18 protein-coding genes are annotated in these 18,719 nt (G+C 58.6%); 10 read left to right on the top strand and 8 right to left on the bottom strand.

Annotation, left to right across the window (positions count from 1 at the left end; all coding sequences use genetic code 11):
• Nucleotides 1-12: 12 nt before the first annotated feature.
• From glcE to ACSQ36_RS36655, 7 genes are all read right to left on the bottom strand, one after another.
• Nucleotides 13-1,080, bottom strand: a complete 1,068-nt coding sequence (glcE, locus tag ACSQ36_RS36625; protein WP_436185867.1) for a glycolate oxidase subunit GlcE — start codon at nucleotides 1,078-1,080, stop codon at nucleotides 13-15.
• Complete coding sequence (glcD, locus tag ACSQ36_RS36630; RefSeq protein ID WP_436185868.1) at nucleotides 1,080-2,579, bottom strand: glycolate oxidase subunit GlcD; 1,500 nt, start codon at nucleotides 2,577-2,579, stop codon at nucleotides 1,080-1,082. The genes glcE and glcD overlap by 1 nt, the downstream gene beginning before the upstream one ends.
• A gap of 72 nt (nucleotides 2,580-2,651) precedes the next feature.
• The gene (locus tag ACSQ36_RS36635) at nucleotides 2,652-3,362 is read right to left on the bottom strand and encodes an enoyl-CoA hydratase/isomerase family protein (RefSeq protein ID WP_436185869.1); all 711 of its coding nucleotides are present in this window, start codon (nucleotides 3,360-3,362) and stop codon (nucleotides 2,652-2,654) included.
• A gap of 81 nt (nucleotides 3,363-3,443) precedes the next feature.
• Nucleotides 3,444-4,226, bottom strand: a complete 783-nt coding sequence (locus ACSQ36_RS36640) for an enoyl-CoA hydratase/isomerase family protein (RefSeq protein WP_436185870.1) — start codon at nucleotides 4,224-4,226, stop codon at nucleotides 3,444-3,446.
• A gap of 49 nt (nucleotides 4,227-4,275) precedes the next feature.
• Nucleotides 4,276-5,856: a class I adenylate-forming enzyme family protein gene (locus ACSQ36_RS36645; RefSeq protein ID WP_436185871.1), complete on the bottom strand. Its 1,581-nt coding sequence runs from the start codon at nucleotides 5,854-5,856 to the stop codon at nucleotides 4,276-4,278.
• Between the two features lie 120 nt (nucleotides 5,857-5,976).
• Nucleotides 5,977-6,771, bottom strand: coding sequence for an SDR family NAD(P)-dependent oxidoreductase (locus tag ACSQ36_RS36650; protein WP_436185872.1), 795 nt, complete (start codon nucleotides 6,769-6,771; stop codon nucleotides 5,977-5,979).
• Nucleotides 6,772-6,834: 63 nt separating this feature from the next.
• Complete coding sequence (locus ACSQ36_RS36655; protein WP_436185873.1) at nucleotides 6,835-7,788, bottom strand: LysR family transcriptional regulator; 954 nt, start codon at nucleotides 7,786-7,788, stop codon at nucleotides 6,835-6,837.
• 222 nt (nucleotides 7,789-8,010) lie between these two features.
• Between ACSQ36_RS36655 and ACSQ36_RS36660 the strand changes: the two genes are divergently transcribed.
• The 5 genes from ACSQ36_RS36660 (at nucleotide 8,011) to ACSQ36_RS36680 (ending at nucleotide 12,927) form a co-directional block, all read left to right on the top strand.
• Entirely contained in the window at nucleotides 8,011-8,526 is a 516-nt protein-coding gene (locus tag ACSQ36_RS36660; protein ID WP_436185874.1) for a flavin reductase family protein, read from the top strand.
• A gap of 139 nt (nucleotides 8,527-8,665) precedes the next feature.
• Nucleotides 8,666-9,790, top strand: a complete 1,125-nt coding sequence (locus tag ACSQ36_RS36665) for an LLM class flavin-dependent oxidoreductase (protein WP_436185875.1) — start codon at nucleotides 8,666-8,668, stop codon at nucleotides 9,788-9,790.
• A 246-nt stretch (nucleotides 9,791-10,036) separates the two neighbouring features.
• Nucleotides 10,037-10,807, top strand: a complete 771-nt coding sequence (locus tag ACSQ36_RS36670; RefSeq protein ID WP_436185876.1) for an enoyl-CoA hydratase — start codon at nucleotides 10,037-10,039, stop codon at nucleotides 10,805-10,807.
• Nucleotides 10,808-10,839: 32 nt separating this feature from the next.
• A complete protein-coding gene (gene bktB / locus ACSQ36_RS36675) occupies nucleotides 10,840-12,024 on the top strand; it encodes a beta-ketothiolase BktB (protein WP_436185877.1) in 1,185 nt (394 codons plus the stop codon).
• 54 nt (nucleotides 12,025-12,078) lie between these two features.
• Nucleotides 12,079-12,927 carry a 3-hydroxybutyryl-CoA dehydrogenase gene (locus ACSQ36_RS36680; RefSeq protein WP_436185878.1) on the top strand — a complete coding sequence of 283 codons (849 nt, stop codon included), beginning with the start codon at nucleotides 12,079-12,081 and terminating at the stop codon, nucleotides 12,925-12,927.
• Nucleotides 12,928-13,004: 77 nt separating this feature from the next.
• Here the strand turns inward: ACSQ36_RS36680 and ACSQ36_RS36685 are convergent, their stop codons facing one another.
• Nucleotides 13,005-13,505: a 6,7-dimethyl-8-ribityllumazine synthase gene (locus ACSQ36_RS36685; RefSeq protein ID WP_436185879.1), complete on the bottom strand. Its 501-nt coding sequence runs from the start codon at nucleotides 13,503-13,505 to the stop codon at nucleotides 13,005-13,007.
• Nucleotides 13,506-13,836: 331 nt separating this feature from the next.
• Between ACSQ36_RS36685 and ACSQ36_RS36690 the strand changes: the two genes are divergently transcribed.
• The 5 genes from ACSQ36_RS36690 (at nucleotide 13,837) to ACSQ36_RS36710 (ending at nucleotide 18,707) form a co-directional block, all read left to right on the top strand.
• Entirely contained in the window at nucleotides 13,837-14,997 is a 1,161-nt protein-coding gene (locus ACSQ36_RS36690; RefSeq protein ID WP_436185880.1) for an acyl-CoA dehydrogenase family protein, read from the top strand.
• A 59-nt stretch (nucleotides 14,998-15,056) separates the two neighbouring features.
• Nucleotides 15,057-16,214 (top strand): acyl-CoA dehydrogenase family protein, encoded by a 1,158-nt coding sequence (locus tag ACSQ36_RS36695; RefSeq protein WP_436185881.1) that lies wholly within the window; start codon nucleotides 15,057-15,059, stop codon nucleotides 16,212-16,214.
• A 105-nt stretch (nucleotides 16,215-16,319) separates the two neighbouring features.
• Nucleotides 16,320-16,979 (top strand): TetR/AcrR family transcriptional regulator, encoded by a 660-nt coding sequence (locus tag ACSQ36_RS36700; RefSeq protein WP_436185882.1) that lies wholly within the window; start codon nucleotides 16,320-16,322, stop codon nucleotides 16,977-16,979.
• Nucleotides 16,980-17,083: 104 nt separating this feature from the next.
• Nucleotides 17,084-18,256 (top strand): NADH:flavin oxidoreductase/NADH oxidase, encoded by a 1,173-nt coding sequence (locus ACSQ36_RS36705; protein WP_436185883.1) that lies wholly within the window; start codon nucleotides 17,084-17,086, stop codon nucleotides 18,254-18,256.
• The gene (locus ACSQ36_RS36710) at nucleotides 18,246-18,707 is read left to right on the top strand and encodes a PaaI family thioesterase (RefSeq protein ID WP_436185884.1); all 462 of its coding nucleotides are present in this window, start codon (nucleotides 18,246-18,248) and stop codon (nucleotides 18,705-18,707) included. The genes ACSQ36_RS36705 and ACSQ36_RS36710 overlap by 11 nt, the downstream gene beginning before the upstream one ends.
• The last annotated feature ends 12 nt before the right edge of the window (nucleotides 18,708-18,719 follow it).

An 18,719-nucleotide genomic window follows, 5' to 3' on the forward strand; every position in this document is an offset into this window, starting at 1 on the left:
GTTGTCTATCCTTCAGAGTGCCGTGTACATACGCGCCGGATTAAAGATGCCGCGTGGGTCCAGTTGTCGCTTGATGCGTTGATGGAGGCTTAACATGGCCCCGGGCAATGGGTGGAATGGCTCAACGTCTGCTTTGTGCGAGAAACAGGTTGCGTATCCACCGAGCTGCGCGGCATCTGCGCGAATGACATCGACCGGCTCGTCGCTTTTCAACCACCGCTGGGCACCGCCCCAGTCAAGAAGCACAGAACCTGGAAGAGGCGTGAGCGGTGCGGTTTGCGGTACAGAAATCCGCCAGAGCGGACGGTGGTCGGCAAAAAAGGGCAATTGTTGGTCGCGTAGTTCATCCCAGAATGCAGACTCGAGCTCTTCTCCGCCAATCTCCTGCACGGAATTCGCGACAAGGTCTTTGCCACCCTCCAGCCTGACGTGCAGCCAACTGTCCAGATGACTCGCGCCTGTAATGGGTAGCCCAGCGTCGCGCCAGGCGCGCAGCTTCCTCGGGACATCAGCAGCTGAGAGTTCCAGCAGCAGGCTGCGCGTAGCGCGAGGTTTCGGAAGCACCTTCATCGAGACTTCTGTGACGAGACCCAGACAACCAAAACTGCCGACCATGAGTCGCGAAACGTCATAGCCGGCCACGTTCTTCATAACCTCACCCCCAAATCGAAGGTGTTTCGCCTCTCCGGTGATGACGCGGCATCCGAGTACGAAATCGCGTGTCGCGCCGGCATAGGGTCGCCTGGGGCCAGACAAGCCCGTGGCGACCATGCCGCCGACGGTGGCGTTGCCGTCGAAGGAAGGAGGCTCCCATGGCAGCATCTGTCCGTTCTCTGCCAGCAACGCGTTGAGCTCGGCAACGGAGGTGCCGGCGCGGGCCGTAACGACAAGCTCTGTCGGGTCATAGCTCACGATGCCGCGGTGTGTGCGCGTATCTATGTCGATGCCATCGACCTCGCGGCCAGGAAACGGCTTGCTATTGCCGCCGCGAATTCGCAGGGCGTTGCCAGTGCCTGCGGCCAAAGCGACGTCAGCGAGCAAACGTCGGCTGTCGTCGAAGGAGCTATTATCGGGTTGCATCAGAATCGCTCCAGCTCTGGAAATGGCAATGCGCCATGGTGAACGTGTATTGAGCCAAATTCGGCGCAGCGATGCAGCGTGGGGATATTCTTGCCCGGATTCAGAAGACCGCTCGGGTCGAATGCGGCCTTGATGGCATGAAAGAGCGATAGCTCCTCAGAATTGAACTGAGCACACATTTGATTGATTTTCTCGCGACCAACTCCGTGCTCGCCAGTAATACTGCCGCCGACGGCCACGCAAAGCTCGAGGATGCGCGCGCCCAGTGCTTCGGCCAGGTCCATTTCCCCCGGTCTATTGGCATCGAAAAGGATGAGTGGATGCATGTTGCCATCGCCCGCATGAAAGACATTGGCCACACGCAAACCGTGTTCGACCGACAGGTCTTCGATACCCTTGAGAACACGCGGCAACTCTCGTCGCGGAATCGTCCCGTCCATGCAGTAGTAATCGGGCGAAATGCGACCGACTGCCGGGAACGCGTTTTTTCGGCCGGCCCAGAATCGCTGGCGTTCGGCTTCGCTCCCTGCGAGCCTCACGTCGGTTGCGCCCACTTCCCGCAACAACGCCTCGACCATTGCGCAATCTTCTTCGACATCGCTTTCTGCGCCGTCGAGTTCGCACAGGAGAATGGCCTGCGCATCGACTGGGTAGCCCGCGTGAATGAAGTCTTCGGCTGCCCGAATCGCGAGGTTGTCCATCATCTCAAGGCCGCCGGGGATGACCCCAGCCGCGATGATTTCGGCGACCGCAGCGCCGGCCTTGCCGATATCATCAAATGAGGCCAGCAAGACCTTCGCGCTTCTCGGTTTGACCAGAAGTTTGACCGTCACTTCCACGACGATGCCCAGCATACCTTCCGACCCGGTCATGAGCGCGAGCAGGTCGAATCCAGGCGAATCGAGCGCGTCCGAGCCGAAGGTGAGGTGCTCTCCCTCTATCGTGAGTACCTCGAGTTTTTGAATGTTGTGCACCGTGAGCCCGTACTTCAGGCAGTGCACGCCTCCGGCGTTCTCGGCTACGTTGCCACCGATTGAACAGGCTATCTGCGATGACGGGTCCGGCGCATAGTAAAGACCGAAGGGTGCAGCAGCCTGTGAGATAGCAAGGTTACGCACCCCGGGCTGAACGCATGCCGTGCCGGCCTCAATGTCGACATCGAGGATGCGATTGAATCTGGCCATCACGAGGAGAATACCCTTCTCGAGCGGTAGCGCACCGCCCGACAGGCCGGTGCCAGCGCCGCGCGCGACGATTGGGATACTGCGCTCGTGAGCGAAGCGCAGTATTGCCCGAACCTGCTCAACGCGTTCGGGAAGCACAACCATCATCGGAGTCGTTCGATAAGCAGAGAGACCATCGCACTCGTAAGGGCGTAGGTCCTCCAGCTCATGCAGAATATCCAAATCGGGCAGGAGAGAGTGAAGCTCCGCAACGGCCAGCGTCTTGTCGTACGACATCAGCGCGCCGTCGATTCTTTCGTCGTATTGATAGGACATTCGGTGTGCTCAATTGCAGGGCGAAAACTTGACACAGCGCGTGCTGCGCCTTAGTGCGATGCGTTCGCTGTTTCAGCGAACGGCCGCCTTGCCCATCATTTCCGCGGCAAAATCTCTCTCGATGTCATACGCGGTCCAAAGCGAATTTTCATCCTGATGATTCATCACCGCCCTGATTTGCTGACCAAGGGGATTCGCAAGGTTTTTGCTGATGTCGAGAGCCATCGCGATTGCCCTCTCGAGCACCGCCTCTGCGTCCGCGGCGAGTTCCTGGACGAACCCCAGGTCGAACGCGCGTTGTCCATTAATGGGCGAGCCCAGCAGAGTCATCGCCCGAGCCGCGCCATGCGGGAGGTGCTCCTTCACCATCGCGTAACCACCGTAGGCTCCCACCTTGACCTCCGGAAGCGCCAGTCGCGTGTCGGCCGTCGAGAGGCGGATGTCGCATGCGCCGGCCAGAATCATTCCGCTACCCATGACGGCACCATGTAGGGCCGCAATGGAGGGAAGAGGGCTTGACACAATCGCCTTCATCGCGTCGCGGACCATACCAATGCCGCGCATCGTCTCAGCGCAGGTAATGTTCTCGAACTCCCGAACGTCGTTGCCTCCACAGAAATGCTTCTGGGGCAAACCACTGAAGACAAGCGCAGTGGCACCTCGAGTCTTTGCGCTCGCGATGACGCCAGGTAGTTCGCCCCAGGCTGCGAAGGACATGGCATTGACCGGGGGAGCGTTGAGGTGAATAACGGCGATGCCGTTCGCGAGGTCTAGTCGAAACATGGCGGGAGTCCTTGTGCTCACTGATTTCTGAGGGCTTGATGCGGCTGCCCGGCCTTGGTGACCAAGGAGCCTGACGTCGTCTTAAGCCTTGCCGAAAATCGGCTTCCGCTTCTCAGCGAAGGCCTCGATAGCTTCGGCGTGGTCAGCGCTGAGGTTCGTGAGGCACTCGTAAGCAACGCCGGCATCCATGTGGCCGTGCGCGAGCTGGCGCAACGGGATGGTGTAACCAGCCTTTGTCCACCGAATCGCCTTGCTCGCACCGCTACGCAGCTTTGCGACGAGACTGTCCACCTTGGCGTCCAGCTCGGCTGCCGGGACCACGTGGCCGATTGCTCCCAGACGATGGGCTTCTGCGGCGCTCAGCAGTTCGCCGGTGAGAAGGATTTCGCGGGCCTTGCCGTAGCCGATGACCTGTGGCCACAGGAAGCCGCCGCCGTCGGCCGCGTTGAGGCCAACTCGCACATGCGGGTCACCAATTCGTGCGCTGTCGTCAGCAACGGTGATGTCGCATAGAAGCGCGAGCGTGGCCCCGAGGCCAACAGCGTCGCCGTTGATGCGGCCCACAATGGGGATTTCGCAATCGAGCATCGCATAAACGATGCGCTTAGCTTCCCAAGTGACAACTTCGAAGCTTTCCGGGTCACGCACGGCCGCGCGCATCCATTCGATGTCACCGCCGGCGCAGAATGCACGACCGGCACCCGTCAACACGATGGCCGACAAATCCCGACGGGCGCCGAGTTCAATGAAGATTTTGGACAGGTCGGTATGCAGGTCGCCATTGACCGCATTCAAAGCGTCTGGACGGTTAATGGTGACGTATGCGACGCGGTCGCGAACTTCGAGCAACAATGCTTCTGACATTTCAATTCCTTTCTACGGTGACTAATCGACTCTCGGGTCGGGGTGGTGCTCAGGCAGGTACCTTTGCGGTTGATGTCGATGTGGCAAGCCTGTCGCGAAGGTCACGCTTAAGAACTTTGCCCATCGGGTTTTTCGGTAGCGCGTTCAGCACATGCCACTGGCGGGGACGCGCATAGTCCGCGAGGTGGGCAGCGCAATGAGCGGCGAGCGCTTCAATATCAATTGACTGCCCAACTGCTGGCACCACACATGCGGCCACATCCTCGCCGAGTCCTTCGTGAGGTACTGCGATAACGGCTGCCTCAGCGATGCCGGGAAAGCTGTACAGGACGCTCTCCACGGCGGCCGACGAAATCTTGAGTCCGCCGCGGTTGATGATGTCCTTCATCCGGTCGACAAAATGGAGTACGCCTTCGTCATCGAAGCGACCAATGTCGCCGGTGTGAACCCAGCCATTGACAAACGTTTCGCGGGTCGCGTCCGGGTTACCGAAGTAGCCTAGGGCCATTGAGGGGCCACTGAACACGATTTCGCCCAGTTCCCCTTGTGGCACGGGTAGTCCATCGCTCTCGACGAGGCGCACCGAGCAGGTTGGCATCGCAAAGCCGATAGCCCCGGCTTTGCGCGGTAGAAGATGCGCGGGCAAGTACGTCCCGGCCGGACCTGTTTCGGTCATTCCCCAGACGTGAATCTGGTCCGCCCACGGAACGCGCGTTGAAATCTTGTCGATGACTTCCGGGGGCATGACCGAGCCGCCGTAGCCGAACCGGCGTACGCTGCGCAGGTCGTACGCGTCCCGGACGTATTCGTCGACAAGGAAGTGAATGATGGACGTGACTCCGTGGTAGACGGTCGTACATTCCGTTTCAATGAGGCGAAGACGTTCGGCGTTGGACAGAGGCACCTGCTCGAGGACCACGCAGGCGCCGCTGACCCATGAAGACATGCACGCCATGCTCATGACCGAACTGGTGAAGAACGGCCACGCACCCTGATATTTGTCACCGCGCTCAAGCCCAACCGCGCGCCCCATTGCCTGACCCGCGTGCAGCATGCTGCGATGGCTGTGCATGACTGCTTTCGAGCGGGCAGTTGTGCCCGACGTGAACAGAAGGCAGGCCAGGTCCGTATGGTTGACCTCTACGGACACGGGGTCAGCCACGAACGTGCACTCGGGGTCAGGCCAGTGCTGCGGAGATTCAGGTGGTGCGTCGAGCAGCAGCAGGCTGGCTGCCGGATACAGTTCGGCAATCCGTGCGGCGGACTCTTCCATACAGACCACAGCGACCGGTTCGGTCAGCGTTAGCGCGTGCCGGAGCTCATCATCGGAAGAGCGCGTGTTCAGGGGCACCACAACGGCACCGATTTCAAGGCAGCCAAGACCGGTCAGTACGCACTCACGGTTGGCGTAGTTGGTAAGGAAGACAGCCACTCGCTCGCCATGTCGTACGCCGTGGCGGTAGAGGGAACGCCCCATCATCTCCATCCGGTGGACCAGTTGACCGTAGGTCAAACGGTCTCGATGGCCTCGCCATGAGTGACCGGAGAACGCCGCGGACGACGGCATTTCCGTGACACGTCGGCGCAGTAAAGACGGGATAGTTAGTCCGTGAAGCTCGTTGTAGCTCATGAATTACCTGCAATCGCGTTGTTCGGGTTTCCTCGGTCTCGCGCACTGCATCAAGGTGCACGCGACATCGAGCGGTCGACCATCCTGAGTGAGGTAGGTCGGCCGAGTGCTAAGTCACCTTCAGGCAATCGTGTCGACGACACCGCCGTCGACGCGCAGGGCAGCACCTGTGGTTGCCGACGCCTGGGGCGACGAAAGGTAGACGACCAGATTGGCAACCTCGTCCATGCTCGCTGCTCGTTGGATGAGCGACGTGGGGCGATGAGCGACAACGAATGCTGCCGCTGTCTCTTCCATCGACAGGCCCGATTTCTCCTGCTCTGTCTTCAGGAGCGCCTGAAGACCGTCGGACAGCGTCGGACCAGGCAACACGGCATTGACGGTGACGCCTGTGCCTGCCATGCGCTTGGCCAGACCACGGGAGACCGTCAGGTTTGCTGTTTTCGTCGTGGCGTAATGAAGCATGTCAACTGGAACGTTGAGCGCCGATTCTGACGAGATGAACACGACGCGACCCCAACCGCGCTCCGCCATCCCCTGGAGATAAGCGCGTGCGGTTCGTACACCACCCATCACGTTCACTTCGTACATTCGAAGCCACACGTCGTCAGGTGTCTCGAAGAAATCCTGCTGGCCATAGATGCCTGCATTGTTGATGAGGATGTCGACTGCCGGCACCGCAGATTTAAGTGTTGCCGCACCTTCAGCAGTGGCGACATTGGCGATGACGCCACTGATTTCGGCGGCCGGTAAGTCTGAACGCAGTCTTTCAACCGCGCTGTCGACTTCGTCTTTCGTCAGCCCGTTCAAGACTACCGATGCTCCGGCGTTAGCCAGCCCACGCGCAATGGCGAACCCAATTCCCTGAGCGGACCCGGTGACCAGCGCCGTTTTTAAGGTTAAGTCAATCTTCATGGATAGCACTCCTATTTATCGAATATGGTTTATTCAAACGTCTAATCGGAGATAACTTTTTTGCTAGATGACCGAGTCGAGCAGGTGTGACGAGTGGGATGCAACGAGATGGCGGGCGGGCACTTCCATCTGTTTGAAATAATGAACAGTAAAATCGACGAAAGTCTTCACCCGTACCGTAAGACGCTTTGAGCCATCCGTTAGCAGGTGAAAACGTTGGGCCGGAAGATGGTAGTCTTCCAGTACGGGAACGAGTCGCCCGGCTGTAACATCAGCGCCGACTTCCCAGGCCCCTTTCCATAAAACACCCAAGCCTGCAACGGCCCATTGGCGCAGGGCATATCCGTCGTTGGTCATCCTGTTGCCCTTGACCTGCACCGAGGTCGAAAAGCCGTCCTGCATGAACCGCCAGCGGTCCAGGGGGAAGTCTGAGCGCAGCAAAATCAAGCAATTGTGGTTGCGCAGCTCATCGAGCGTGCGGGGAGCACCGTGCCTTTCGATGTAGTCAGGTGAGCAGCAAACGACCGGCCGGTCGTTGCCGAGCGGTCTGGCCACCATTGAGCTATCCGGAAGGTTTCCCCAGCGAAATGCGATGTCGAGACCGCGGTCGACGAAGTTCAGCACCTGGTCGCTGAAGTTGATGCGGAAAACAACCCCCGGATTTTCAGCGATGAAGGCGTCAATCAATTGAGAGAGGTATTGCCGGCCGAGGTCGATGGGGCAGGTGATTCCGATTGTGCCCTGAAGGTCGGCGTGACCACCTTTAATCGCGCGGTCGAGCGATTCGACGTCGTCGATAATTCCCACCGAATTCTCGAACAGGTATTGGCCTTCGGGCGTTGTGCTCAACCCACGCGTGCTCCGCTTGAGCAGGGGTGCACCGTATTGCTCCTCCATAGCCTTAAGCCGGCCGCTCATGGCCGCAGGCGAAAGGCCTAGTTGCCGTCCTGCGGTTGAAAGTGACCCTGTCTGGACGACCAGACGGAAGAGTCGCATGTCCTGTATGCGGTCAGCCATGGTGCGTTTGTCTCAAGTGTCGTTTTAGTTCTGGTGGCTGATGTCGTGTTGATGTCAGCCCAGTACGAGCCAGTATAGGCGCAGGTACAGTCACAAAGAGCGTTTCAGCTTTTCGGAAACGGTGAAAAGTTATTTCGCTAAATGTGAAAACGGCTTTCGGTGATTCCAGTGCTAATGTTTAACGACACAAAGTCGTGACAGTGAAACACGAAGGAGACACAGATGCACGCATATAACGCGGCGACTGTTGCAACGCCCGAGCTCGCCGCTGGATTCAAATCTGCCATGAGCCGGGTCGCATCGTCCGTAATGCTCATTACCACCGTCGACAGTGACGACTATCCCCACGGTCTTGCGGCCACTGCATTTTCATCGGTCTCGATGGAACCCGCGTCTGCCCTGATTTGCGTGAATCGCTCTGCCAGCGCCTCCCCGATTATCAAGGAAACCGGACTTTTCTGCGTAAGCCTGCTTCAAACTGCGCACGAGCAGATTAGTACGATTTTTAGCCGCTCGGACATGCGTACACAGCGATTCGTTGAAGGCGACTGGAAAACCGGCGTCAGAGGTATTCGCTACCTCGCTGACGCTCAGGCCGCAATTTTCTGCGAAGTCGCGCGCGAAATCGAACATGGCACCCACACCATCATCATCGGTAACGTCATCGAGGTGGTATTGCCGCAGGTGAGCGAGCCGCTGGTATATGTGGGCGGCCGTTACCGTCGGCTTGACAGCTGAAAGCTAAGCAATGTGGAGAGTAGTTCCTTGGAGGGGGGCTGTCGGTATTCATTCCGGTCAACAGAATTGGGGTCCTTCAGCCACTCAAGTGTGAGCCGCCGATGCCGGTGGTTTTTAAGTAGAAGATTCAGGAGACAATATGAAACTTGGTATGTTCATGCAGCCGTTGCACCTTGCCGGCGCGCAATATCACGAGATGTATGACATGGATGTCGCGTGCGCGATTCACGCTGACAAGGTGGGCTTCGACGAATTGTGGGTGGGCGAGCATACTTCGCAGCGCACCGAGCCGATTACCAACGCGCTGCAGTTTCTTTCAGCTCTGATTCCGGTTACCGAACGCATGAAATTGTGCACCGGCGTGCTGAACTTGCCGCACCACCATCCGGCAAGAATCGCGGCCGATGCCGCAATGTTTGACCATATGTCGAAGGGCCGCTTCATCATGGGCATTGGCCCTGGCGGTCTCGCATCGGACTTCGAGGTCTTTGACAGCGACCACAAGTCAAGTGGTGCGATGCTGGCTTCCTGCTACGCGATGATTCGCGCCATCTGGAATACGGATGCACCGTATGACCTCGAGACGGCGCATCACAAGGTCAGCATCAAGAACACGGTGAACGAGGCTCTTGGCGTAGGGCTGATGCCCGTCCCCTATCAGAACCCGTTCCCGCGCGTGGCGACTTCGGCGATGAGCAACTTCTCCAGCACGGCAAGGCTCGCGGGTGCCAACGACTGGGACGTGATTTCAGCTAACTTCAACCTTCCGTCGACTGTCGCCACGCACTGGCAGTCGTACAGCGAAGGTGCTCAGGGCGCGGGATTCAAGGCTGACCGCCGCAACTGGCGAATTGCCCGTTCCGTCTTCGTCGCAGATTCGCAGGCAGAGGCCGACGAATATCTGGCCCGTGAATCCAACGCGCTGGCCAAATACTTCGATTTCATGGTCACGCACTTGAAGGCTATCGGCTACGCAAGCATCTTCAAGTCGCGCCCCGACATGTCGGACGACGAGGTGAACATCGAGCATTGCATCCGGGAAATGGTTATTGCCGGCGACGCAAACTCGGTCGTTGACCAACTGGTGGCATTCAGTGAGAAGACCGGCCCGTTCGGTACTCTCCTGACGACCTTCCATGAATGGGACGACGAGGCACTGTGGCGCCGTTCGATGGAGCTGACAGCGAAGCGGGTGATGCCGAAGCTGAGCGAGTACATGGAGCCCCGGCTGGCCGAGGCGCAGCAGGTCGAGTACGCGCAATAAGTGTTTTTCGTCTGCTATCGCGGCGTCAGCGGCGATAGCAGGGGATATTTGTTGGCTCCAGCGCGATGTGTCGAATTGCTGCGGTGCAACGCACAAGTGCTGCGTCGCTACCTCGGAACGCTCAATCTCCGCATTTCTCGATTGAGGAACCGGCAGCGTCTCCTGTGCTGGTTTCGCCGTTCGCGTGCATTCCAAGGGCACGGGAGCGGCTTTTTTATTTGGTGAGGCTGGAGGCTCAAATCACAGATGCGAGACATCTTTTTAACTCGGGCTGCTGGCGTGCTGACCATTGCGTTCAACCGCGTCGACAAGAAGAACTCTTTTACCGCAGCGATGTACACGGACATGGTCACAGCGTTGGAAGACGCAGCAGGTGATGACCAGGTTCGCGCGGTAGTCTTTCAGGGTACCCGGCAGGTGTTTTCGGCTGGCAATGACATCGACGAGTTCAGTTCCAGTCCACCCATCGCACCGGATGCGCCAGTCTGGCAGTTCGTTCGGGCGCTTAGCACTTTCCCCAAACCCATCGTCGCCGCCGTCAACGGCTTGGCCATCGGTATTGGGACCACCATGTTGTTGCATTGCGACCTCGTCTATGCGGCAGCCGATGCCCGTTTCAGCGTTCCGTTTGTGAATCTTGGAGTGTGTCCTGAAGCCGGTTCAAGTCTTCTCCTGCAGAAGATTTTCGGTTACAGGAGCGCAGCCGAAGCTCTGCTGCTCGGAGGACAGTTCAGCGCGGAAGAGGCCTTCAAGGGCGGACTGGTAACCCGCTTGCTGCCTCCTGACGATGTGCTGGCTTACGCGCAGCAACAGGCTGCGAATCTGGCTGGCAAGCCTGTCTCCGCGTTGATGGAGACAAAGCGGCTTCTGAAGAGCCAGGACGCTGAGTCTGTCAGTTCGCGAATCGCGGAGGAGACCAGCCTGTTTCAAATAATGGTGACGCAGCCTGCAGCTCGTGAAGCCTTCGCCGCCTTCAGCGAGAAGCGCAGGCCGGATTTCCGTAAGGTCGGTCAATAAGCGGCAAATCACTTAATACCCGAGGAGTTGAAATGGAACGCGATGTAGTCGTCGTAAGCGGTGTACGTACCGCTATCGGAACGTTTGGCGGTAGCCTGAAGGACATCGCCCCGACAGAGCTCGGCGCGCAGGTGGTACGTGAAGCGCTGCGGCGTGCTTCGGTCGGTGGCGACGAGGTAGGTCACGTTGTCTTTGGCAACGTCGTTCATACCGAGCCGAATGATATGTATCTGGCGCGTGTCGCTGCGGTAAATGGCGGCGTAACGCAGGATGCGCCTGCGCTGACGGTGAACCGCCTATGCGGCTCGGGTTTGCAGGCAATCATCTCGGCAGCACAGACAATCATGCTGGGCGACGCGGAGATTGCCGTTGCGGGCGGCGCAGAGAATATGACTCGTGCTCCGTATTCGATGCCGCAGGCGCGCTTTGGGGCGCGCATGGGGGATACGCAACTGGTTGACATGATGATTGGGGCGCTCAGCGACCCGTTCCATCGGTTCCATATGGGTGTCACCGCGGAGAACGTGGCTCAGCAGTTCGACGTAACCCGCGACCAGCAGGACGCACTAGCGCTGGAATCTCATCGGCGCGCATCGAATGCCATCGAACAGGGGTATTTCAAAGAGCAGATTCTGCCTGTTGAAATAAAGAGCAAAAAGGGTCCGACATTGTTCGAAGTTGACGAGCATGTGCGCGTCGGTGCCTCGCTTGAAGATTTTGCGAAGCTTAAGCCGGTCTTCGCAAAAGAGAACGGCACGGTTACCGCTGGAAACGCCTCGGGAATCAACGACGCTGCTGCGGCTCTGGTACTGATGGAGCGCAAGGTGGCCGAGAGCCGCGGCGCAAAACCGCTCGGCAGGCTGGTTGCCTACGCTCACGCCGGCGTAGACCCGAAAATCATGGGCATCGGTCCCGTTCCGGCCAGCCGCGCGGCGCTCGCACGCGCAGGCCTCACCATCGCTGACATGGACGTCATCGAGGCCAATGAGGCGTTCGCTGCCCAGGCCTGTGCTGTCACGCGTGAGCTCGGACTGGACCCTGCCAAGGTCAACCCGAACGGTTCGGGAATCTCGCTCGGCCACCCAATCGGTGCCACCGGCGCTCTTATCACGGTCAAGGCGCTCTATGAGTTGCGGCGCACGGGCGGGCGCTATGCGCTTGTCACGATGTGTATTGGCGGCGGTCAGGGTATTGCGGCAATCTTCGAACGGATTTAAGGAGTCACCGTGCTAACGCAGAATCAGGATGGTACGCCGGTTGCCGGCAGGGTAGTGAAGTCGGTCGGTATCGTTGGCTCCGGCACGATGGGGCAGGGAATTGCGCAGACGTTGAGCACTTCCGGCTTGCAGGTCGTGCTCATTGACATCTCGACCGCAGCGCTGAAAAAAGGAGTCGGAAAGATTGACGCTGCGCTCGGTCGCTTGGTCGAAAAGGGGAAGTTAGAGGCTGCAGCCAAGGACGCGGCGCTTGCGCGCATAACGACGTCGGCGGACTATTCAGCGCTCAAAGATGTTGACTTCGTCATTGAGGCCGCGACGGAAAACGTAGACGCGAAAATTCGCATCTTTGAGCAGATTGTGCACGCAGTTTCGGAAGAGACCATCATCAGCTCCAATACGTCGTCAATTTCCATCACGCGGCTTGCTGCACACATCGGTGTTCCGTCGCGCGTGGTCGGCATGCACTTCTTCAACCCGGTTCCACTCATGCCATTGGTTGAGGTCATCCGTGGGCTTCAAACGAGCGACGTGGCTGTGGAAGCGGCGCGCCAACTGGCCGTCGTCGCTGGAAAAACACCCATCGTGGTCACCAACTCGCCGGGCTTTGTAGTCAACCGACTGTTGGTGCCGATGCTTAACGAAGCGTTTTTCCTGCTTGGGGAGGGTGTGGCCAGTCCCGAAGAAATCGATGCGGGTATGAAGCTGGGTGCAAATCACCCGCTGGGCCCGCTCGCTCTCGCAGACATGATTGGCCTAGATGTCTGTCTGTCGGTGATGGAAGTGTTCCATGCCGATTTTGGAGACCCCAAGTATCGCCCGAGCCCGCTGCTGCGCGAGATGGTGACTGCCGGTCGCCTCGGGCGGAAGACTGGACAGGGCGTCTATTCCTACGCCGTATAGAGTTTGCCGCTTGCGGATGAACACAGGTCCGCTGCATTGCGCAACGGGCCTGTATTTTCAATCGGTCTTCCCAATGCTCAAACCGTTGCGAGCGACGCAATCTTGCGTACGGTCTCGACGCAGGCTTTCGCGACCTCTGCGCCTTTGACCACGAAATGCTCACGGAAGAACGTCGCATGTTCTTCGCTTGAGTGAAAGTTGTGCGGTGTGAGTACGGCGGAGAAGACCGGCGTGCCAGTTTCGAGCTGAACCTGCATGAGTCCGTTGATGACGGCCGTCGAGACGAAATCATGACGGTAGATTCCGCCGTTGACGATGAGACCGGCGGCCGCAATCCCGGCATATTTTCTGCTTTGGGCCAGCATTTTCACGTGCAACGGGATTTCGAAGACTCCCGGCACCTCGTAGAAGTCGATGTCTTCCTGCGCGTAGTCCTGCGACTGCATGGTTTCGAGAAAGGCAGTCTTGCACCGGTCGACAATATCTCGATGCCAGCAAGCCTGGACAAACGCAATACGGTGGCGTTCACCTTTATTTGCCTTGGTGGACAGCGCATATTGGGTATCAAATGCATTCATTGCGAAAGACCTTGGGTTGAGCGATACACGCGATGCTAACGCTCTGCTTGTCTCTGCAGCCTACGAATCCGCCGAAGTCACTTTTCACATTTCACGAAGAATGCATCCACGACATTTCCCCTGTGCAATTCTCCCGGGTGTCGCGTGGTGCTGAAGTCCGCGTGGGGTGGGCGTTCCACGAGAGAGATGTCTCTTCACACATGAAGCGGGCAGCAATCTTCCACTAACAGGTTTGCCATAAAATGATTAGAAGTTCATAAAATGACGGTTGACTCAGTATTCATGTCGGAATATCTTTTTCCCATCCGCAGAACTGCAATCGGGAGAAAGAGTGGACTTCACAGAATCAAGCGAGATACAACAGCTTCGGGACACGCTGCGCCGCTTCGTAGAGAAAGAGATGCCGCGGGAAGCTGCGGCTAAGTGGGACCGGGAAAACGTGTTCCCGCGAGACGTCTTTGACAAACTCGCGTCGCTAGGGGTATTGGGTCTGACTGTCCCGGAAGAATACGGTGGGTCGGGACGAGACATTGTTGCGACCATGATGGTCATTGAGGAGTTGTCGCGTCGCAGCCTCGCGGTCTCGGTGCCGTACATCATGGCGGCCTGCTATGCAGGCATGAATCTGGTCGAGTGTGGCTCAGAGGAGCAGAAGCGGGAACTGTTGCCTCGGGTCGTCGACGGTAGTCTGCTCTTTGCGTACGGATGGACGGAACCGGACATCGGTGCTGACCTCGCGAGCGTGAAGACCCGGGCAGAGCGGGTGAGCGACAAGGTCGTTATCAACGGAGCGAAGCGCTTCTGCTCAGGCGCGGCTGTATGTGATTATATCTTCACGCTTGTCCGCAGCGGGCCAGAGGGAGAGCGGCACCGCAATCTGTCCATGGTGCTGATTCCCCCCAACACCCCGGGCGTGACAATCACCGAAATCGACAGCCTTGGCATGAAGGGTGTGGGTACGACGGATGTCATTTTTGACAACGTCGAAGTACCTGCGTGGAACATTGTCGGCGGCGACGCGGGATGGCATCAGGGGTGGTCGATGCTGGTCGGGTCGGGGCTCGACGTGGAGAAGCTGGAGGTCGCAGCGGTTGCCACTGGCGTCGCGACCGCCGCATTCGAAGATGCATGGGCGTACGCGCACGAGCGTCGACAGTTCGGTAAGTTGATTGGTGACTATCAGTCCATCAACCACAAGCTGGCGGACATGAAGACCAGCCTGCACGCTGCGCGTCTGATGCTCTTTCACGCATCGTCGATGGCAAACCGGCACGAGCGATGCGCAGTGGAGACCTCCATGACCAAGCTGTTTGCTGCAGAAGCCGCGAAGGACATTGCGCTTGAATGCCAGACGATTATGGGAGCCTACGGCTATGTGAAAGAGTTTGGTGCAGAGCGTTATGTCCGCGATGCTCTGCTCATTCCGATTATGGGTGGCTCATCGGCAATTCAGAGAAACAACATCTACAAGTGGACCAACGCTGGGCTTTAGACCCGGTGCTTCGCGTTGCTTTTCGGGTAGTTGTTTGAACAGTCAAGGATAACTTCATCGTGGATTTCACAGAGTCGGACGATATTCGTCAATTGCGCGACACTCTCCGTCGATTCGTCGACAAGGAGATGCCGCGGGACCTGGTAGCGAGGTGGGATAAGGAAAACCGGTTTCCCCGCGAAGTTTTCGAGAAGCTTGCCGGACTCGGTGTGCTCGGGCTGACGGTACCGGAGGAGTACGGCGGTCTCGGTCGCAACATCATTGGCACGATGGTGGTCATTGAGGAACTCGCGCGAAGGAGCCTTGCTGTTGCCCTCCCGTATATCAACGCCGCCTGTTACGCGGGGATGAATATCGTCGAATGCGGAACCCAGCAACAGAAAGAGGAGATTCTGCCGCGGGTTGTCGACGGGTCCATGATTTTCGCGTACGGATGGACTGAACCAGATGTCGGCTCCGACCTGGCCAGCATGAGGACCAGGGCTGAGCGCCGCGGAGACACCATTGTCGTCAACGGTGCCAAGCGTTTCTGTTCCGGGGCAGGCGTGAGCGATTACATCTACGCCCTCGTGCGGACAGGACCAGAGGAAGAGCGCTACCGGAATCTGACGCTTCTCCTGATTCCACCGACGCAGGCCGGCGTGACGATTGAGCCAATCAACGGCCTTGGCCTGAAGGGATTCCCCACGACTGACGTGACGTTCGAAGATGTGGAGTTGCCGTTGTCGAGCATCGTCGGAGGCGAGGAAAAGTGGAATGGTGCCTGGCCGATGGTGGTTGGCTCCGGTCTTGATGTAGAGAAGCTCGAAGTCGCGGCGATGGCAATCGGTATCGGCCAAGCCGCACTCGATGATGCCTGGACATACGCCAGCGAGCGGCAGCAGTTCGGCAAGGCGATTGGGAACTATCAGTCCGTCCAGCACAAGCTCGCGGAAATGAAAACGCGCCTTCACGCGGCCCGGCTGATGCTCTATCACGCGGCGAGCCTGGCGGACCGGCATTTGCCGTGTACCGGCGAGACTTCAATGGCCAAGCTCTTTGCCACGGAGGCCGGCAAGGCGATTTCTCTCGAGTGTCAGACCATTTTCGGCGCGTACGGGTACGTCAAAGACTTCGATGTAGAGCGATACGTTCGCGACTCACTCGCTCTGCCTATCATCGGTGGTTCGTCGGCTATCCAGCGCAACAACATCTATAAATGGATGAAGCGGCGATGAGACGCAGCGAGGTACCGGTAATATCGTGCGTTCGGGGGGGCTGGGAGAGATATGACCGGTACCCGCAAATCGCTATCTTGCTCTGTAGCAGATAGCGGACACGACATGAACGAGGCAGCCGGTATGACATCTGAAGTGGCAGACAAGGACGTTCCTCGCCCAGCAGGCAAGGCGAGACGCTCTACGCGAGAGGTGCGAGCGGAGGAACTGAGAAATAGGATATTTGCGTCGGCATCGACGGTAGTCGGGCGTCATGGGTACGCGGAAGCGTCCATCGGGCGGATTACCGAAGAGGCTGGCATTGCTCAGGGCACCTTCTATCTGTATTTCGAATCGCGCCAGGCGCTCTTTGACGTGTTGCTTCCCTATGTGGGCGTCGACATGCTTGCGTACATCAGCAAGAAGGTGCATGGGGCCGAGTCCTTTCTGGAAGTCGAGGAGCGCGGCTTCAGAGCGTTCTTCTCCTACCTGCGGACAAATCCCGGGTTTGTTCGTGTACTGAATGAAGCCGAGGTTGCGGCGCCAATCGCGCACGCGGCGCATATGAAGTTGCTCACCGAGCACTACGTTCATTCGCTTGAGCGAAGCGTGGCCAACGGTGAAATCAAGCGGTTTGACGGTAGGGAGCTCGAGGCGCTGGCCTACATATTCCAGTCGGCCCGAAGTTACCTGTACATGAGGTACGTAAAGGGGCATGAGAAGTCGAAGCTGCCAGAGTGGGTAGTGAACACCTATATGAAGCTTGTCAGGGACGGCCTCAAGTAAGGCTGCCCGTAGCAAGGGGACTTTGGTGTGTCAGGCTCGCATTGTTGTTTCTCGTACCACCGGTTGACCGTAGCTGCTGTTCTTTTTCTTTTGCGGAGTAAGCCTTGAATTCCAGACTGTTCTCTCCATTGACGCTGCGCTCGGTGTCCTTGCCCAATCGCATTGTCATCAGCCCGATGAGCACCTATTCAGCTGAAGACGGTTTTGCCAACGACTGGCATCTCGTCAACTATGGCAAATTTGCGCAGAGCGGTGCTGGCATGGTCATGGTCGAAACTGCGGCTGTTTCGCCGGAGGGACGCGGTACATACGGAGACCTAGGTCTCTGGGATGACGACCACATCGGCCCCCTGGCAAGAGTCGCAGCATTCATCCGGTCGCAAGGCTCGGTCCCCGCGCTTCAGATTGGCCACTCGGGGCGAAAGGGCAGCATGCAACGCCCATGGGAGGGTTACGGCATTCTGACGGGCGTGGAGGCTGCGCGCGGCGAGCCCGCCTGGCAGACGGTCGCGCCTTCAGCCATCGCGGCTGCGGATGGGTGGCCCGAGCCGATAGAGATGACCAATAGCGAACTGGAAAAGGTTGCGCTCGCATGGCAGGTCGCTGCCCGCCGCGCTGCTGAGGCCGGCTTCGACGTTCTGGAAGTTCACTGTGCCCACGGTTATCTTCTGCATGAGTTTCTTTCCCCCGTGGCGAACCAGCGTACCGACGAATATGGCGGTGACGCAGCGCGTCGCATGGCCTATCCACTCGAAATCGTGAGACGGGTGCGCGCGGTGTGGCCGACCGAAAGACCGCTGATGTGCCGTGTCTCGTCGATAGACGGCGCGGAGGGAGGCTATGACATCGAAGACACCGTTGCATTCGCGCGAGAGCTCAAGGCACTGGGCGTTGATGTTGTTGATTGCTCCTCGGGTGGAATCTCCGGGTTCGCCACGGTCTCAAATCGCCTGCCACGTACGTATGGGCACCAGGTGCCTTACGCCGCACGCGTCCGCGCGGGCGCCGGCATTTCGACGATGGCTGTCGGTCTTATCGTCAGCGCACAGCAGGCCGAGGAAGTACTGGAAGGCGAGCAGGCGGACCTGATTGGCGTCGGACGAGAGGCGCTCTATAACCCAAACTGGGCATTGCATGCGCGACACGAGCTGGGGCAGGAGACCTTTGACGGATGGCCGCCTCCCTATGGCTGGTGGTTGGCAAAGCGTGCGCGACTGATTAAATCGATGGACGAAGCGGGCGTGCCGCGGCCCGTAGGTCACCAACATGTCTACTGACATCACCCCTGAGATTGATTCCGAACACGAGGCGGCCGACTGGGTCGTCCCGGCTGGCTTCTGCCCTGTGCCGTCAGAAGGCTTTCTGGACACGGTAGGTCCCGTCTATATGCGGGAGGATGATGCGGGCGGGCTGTGCATTGCCAGCCAGATGCTTGAGCGCCATCGCAACCAGGGAGGGAACGTTCACGGCGGAATGCTCGCGACGCTGGCCGACTACGCCATCGGCTTCAACCTGCTTCAAATCGGCGAACGGCCGACTAGGTTTGGAACGGTCAGTCTGAATATTGATTTTGTCTCGAACGGCCGGATTGGCGAGTGGCTCGAGGCAACTGTGACCACCGACAAGGCGGCGGGCCGGGTGAGGTTCGCGTCATGCGTCATTCGCGGCGATGGTGGCCGATTGGTAGTGCGAGCGAGTGGAGTCTTTTCGGCGTCGACACTCGAGTAGAGACATCTGTCT

Source organism: Caballeronia sp. LjRoot34 (assembly GCF_964253815.1).
In the GTDB taxonomy this organism is placed as follows: domain Bacteria; phylum Pseudomonadota; class Gammaproteobacteria; order Burkholderiales; family Burkholderiaceae; genus Caballeronia.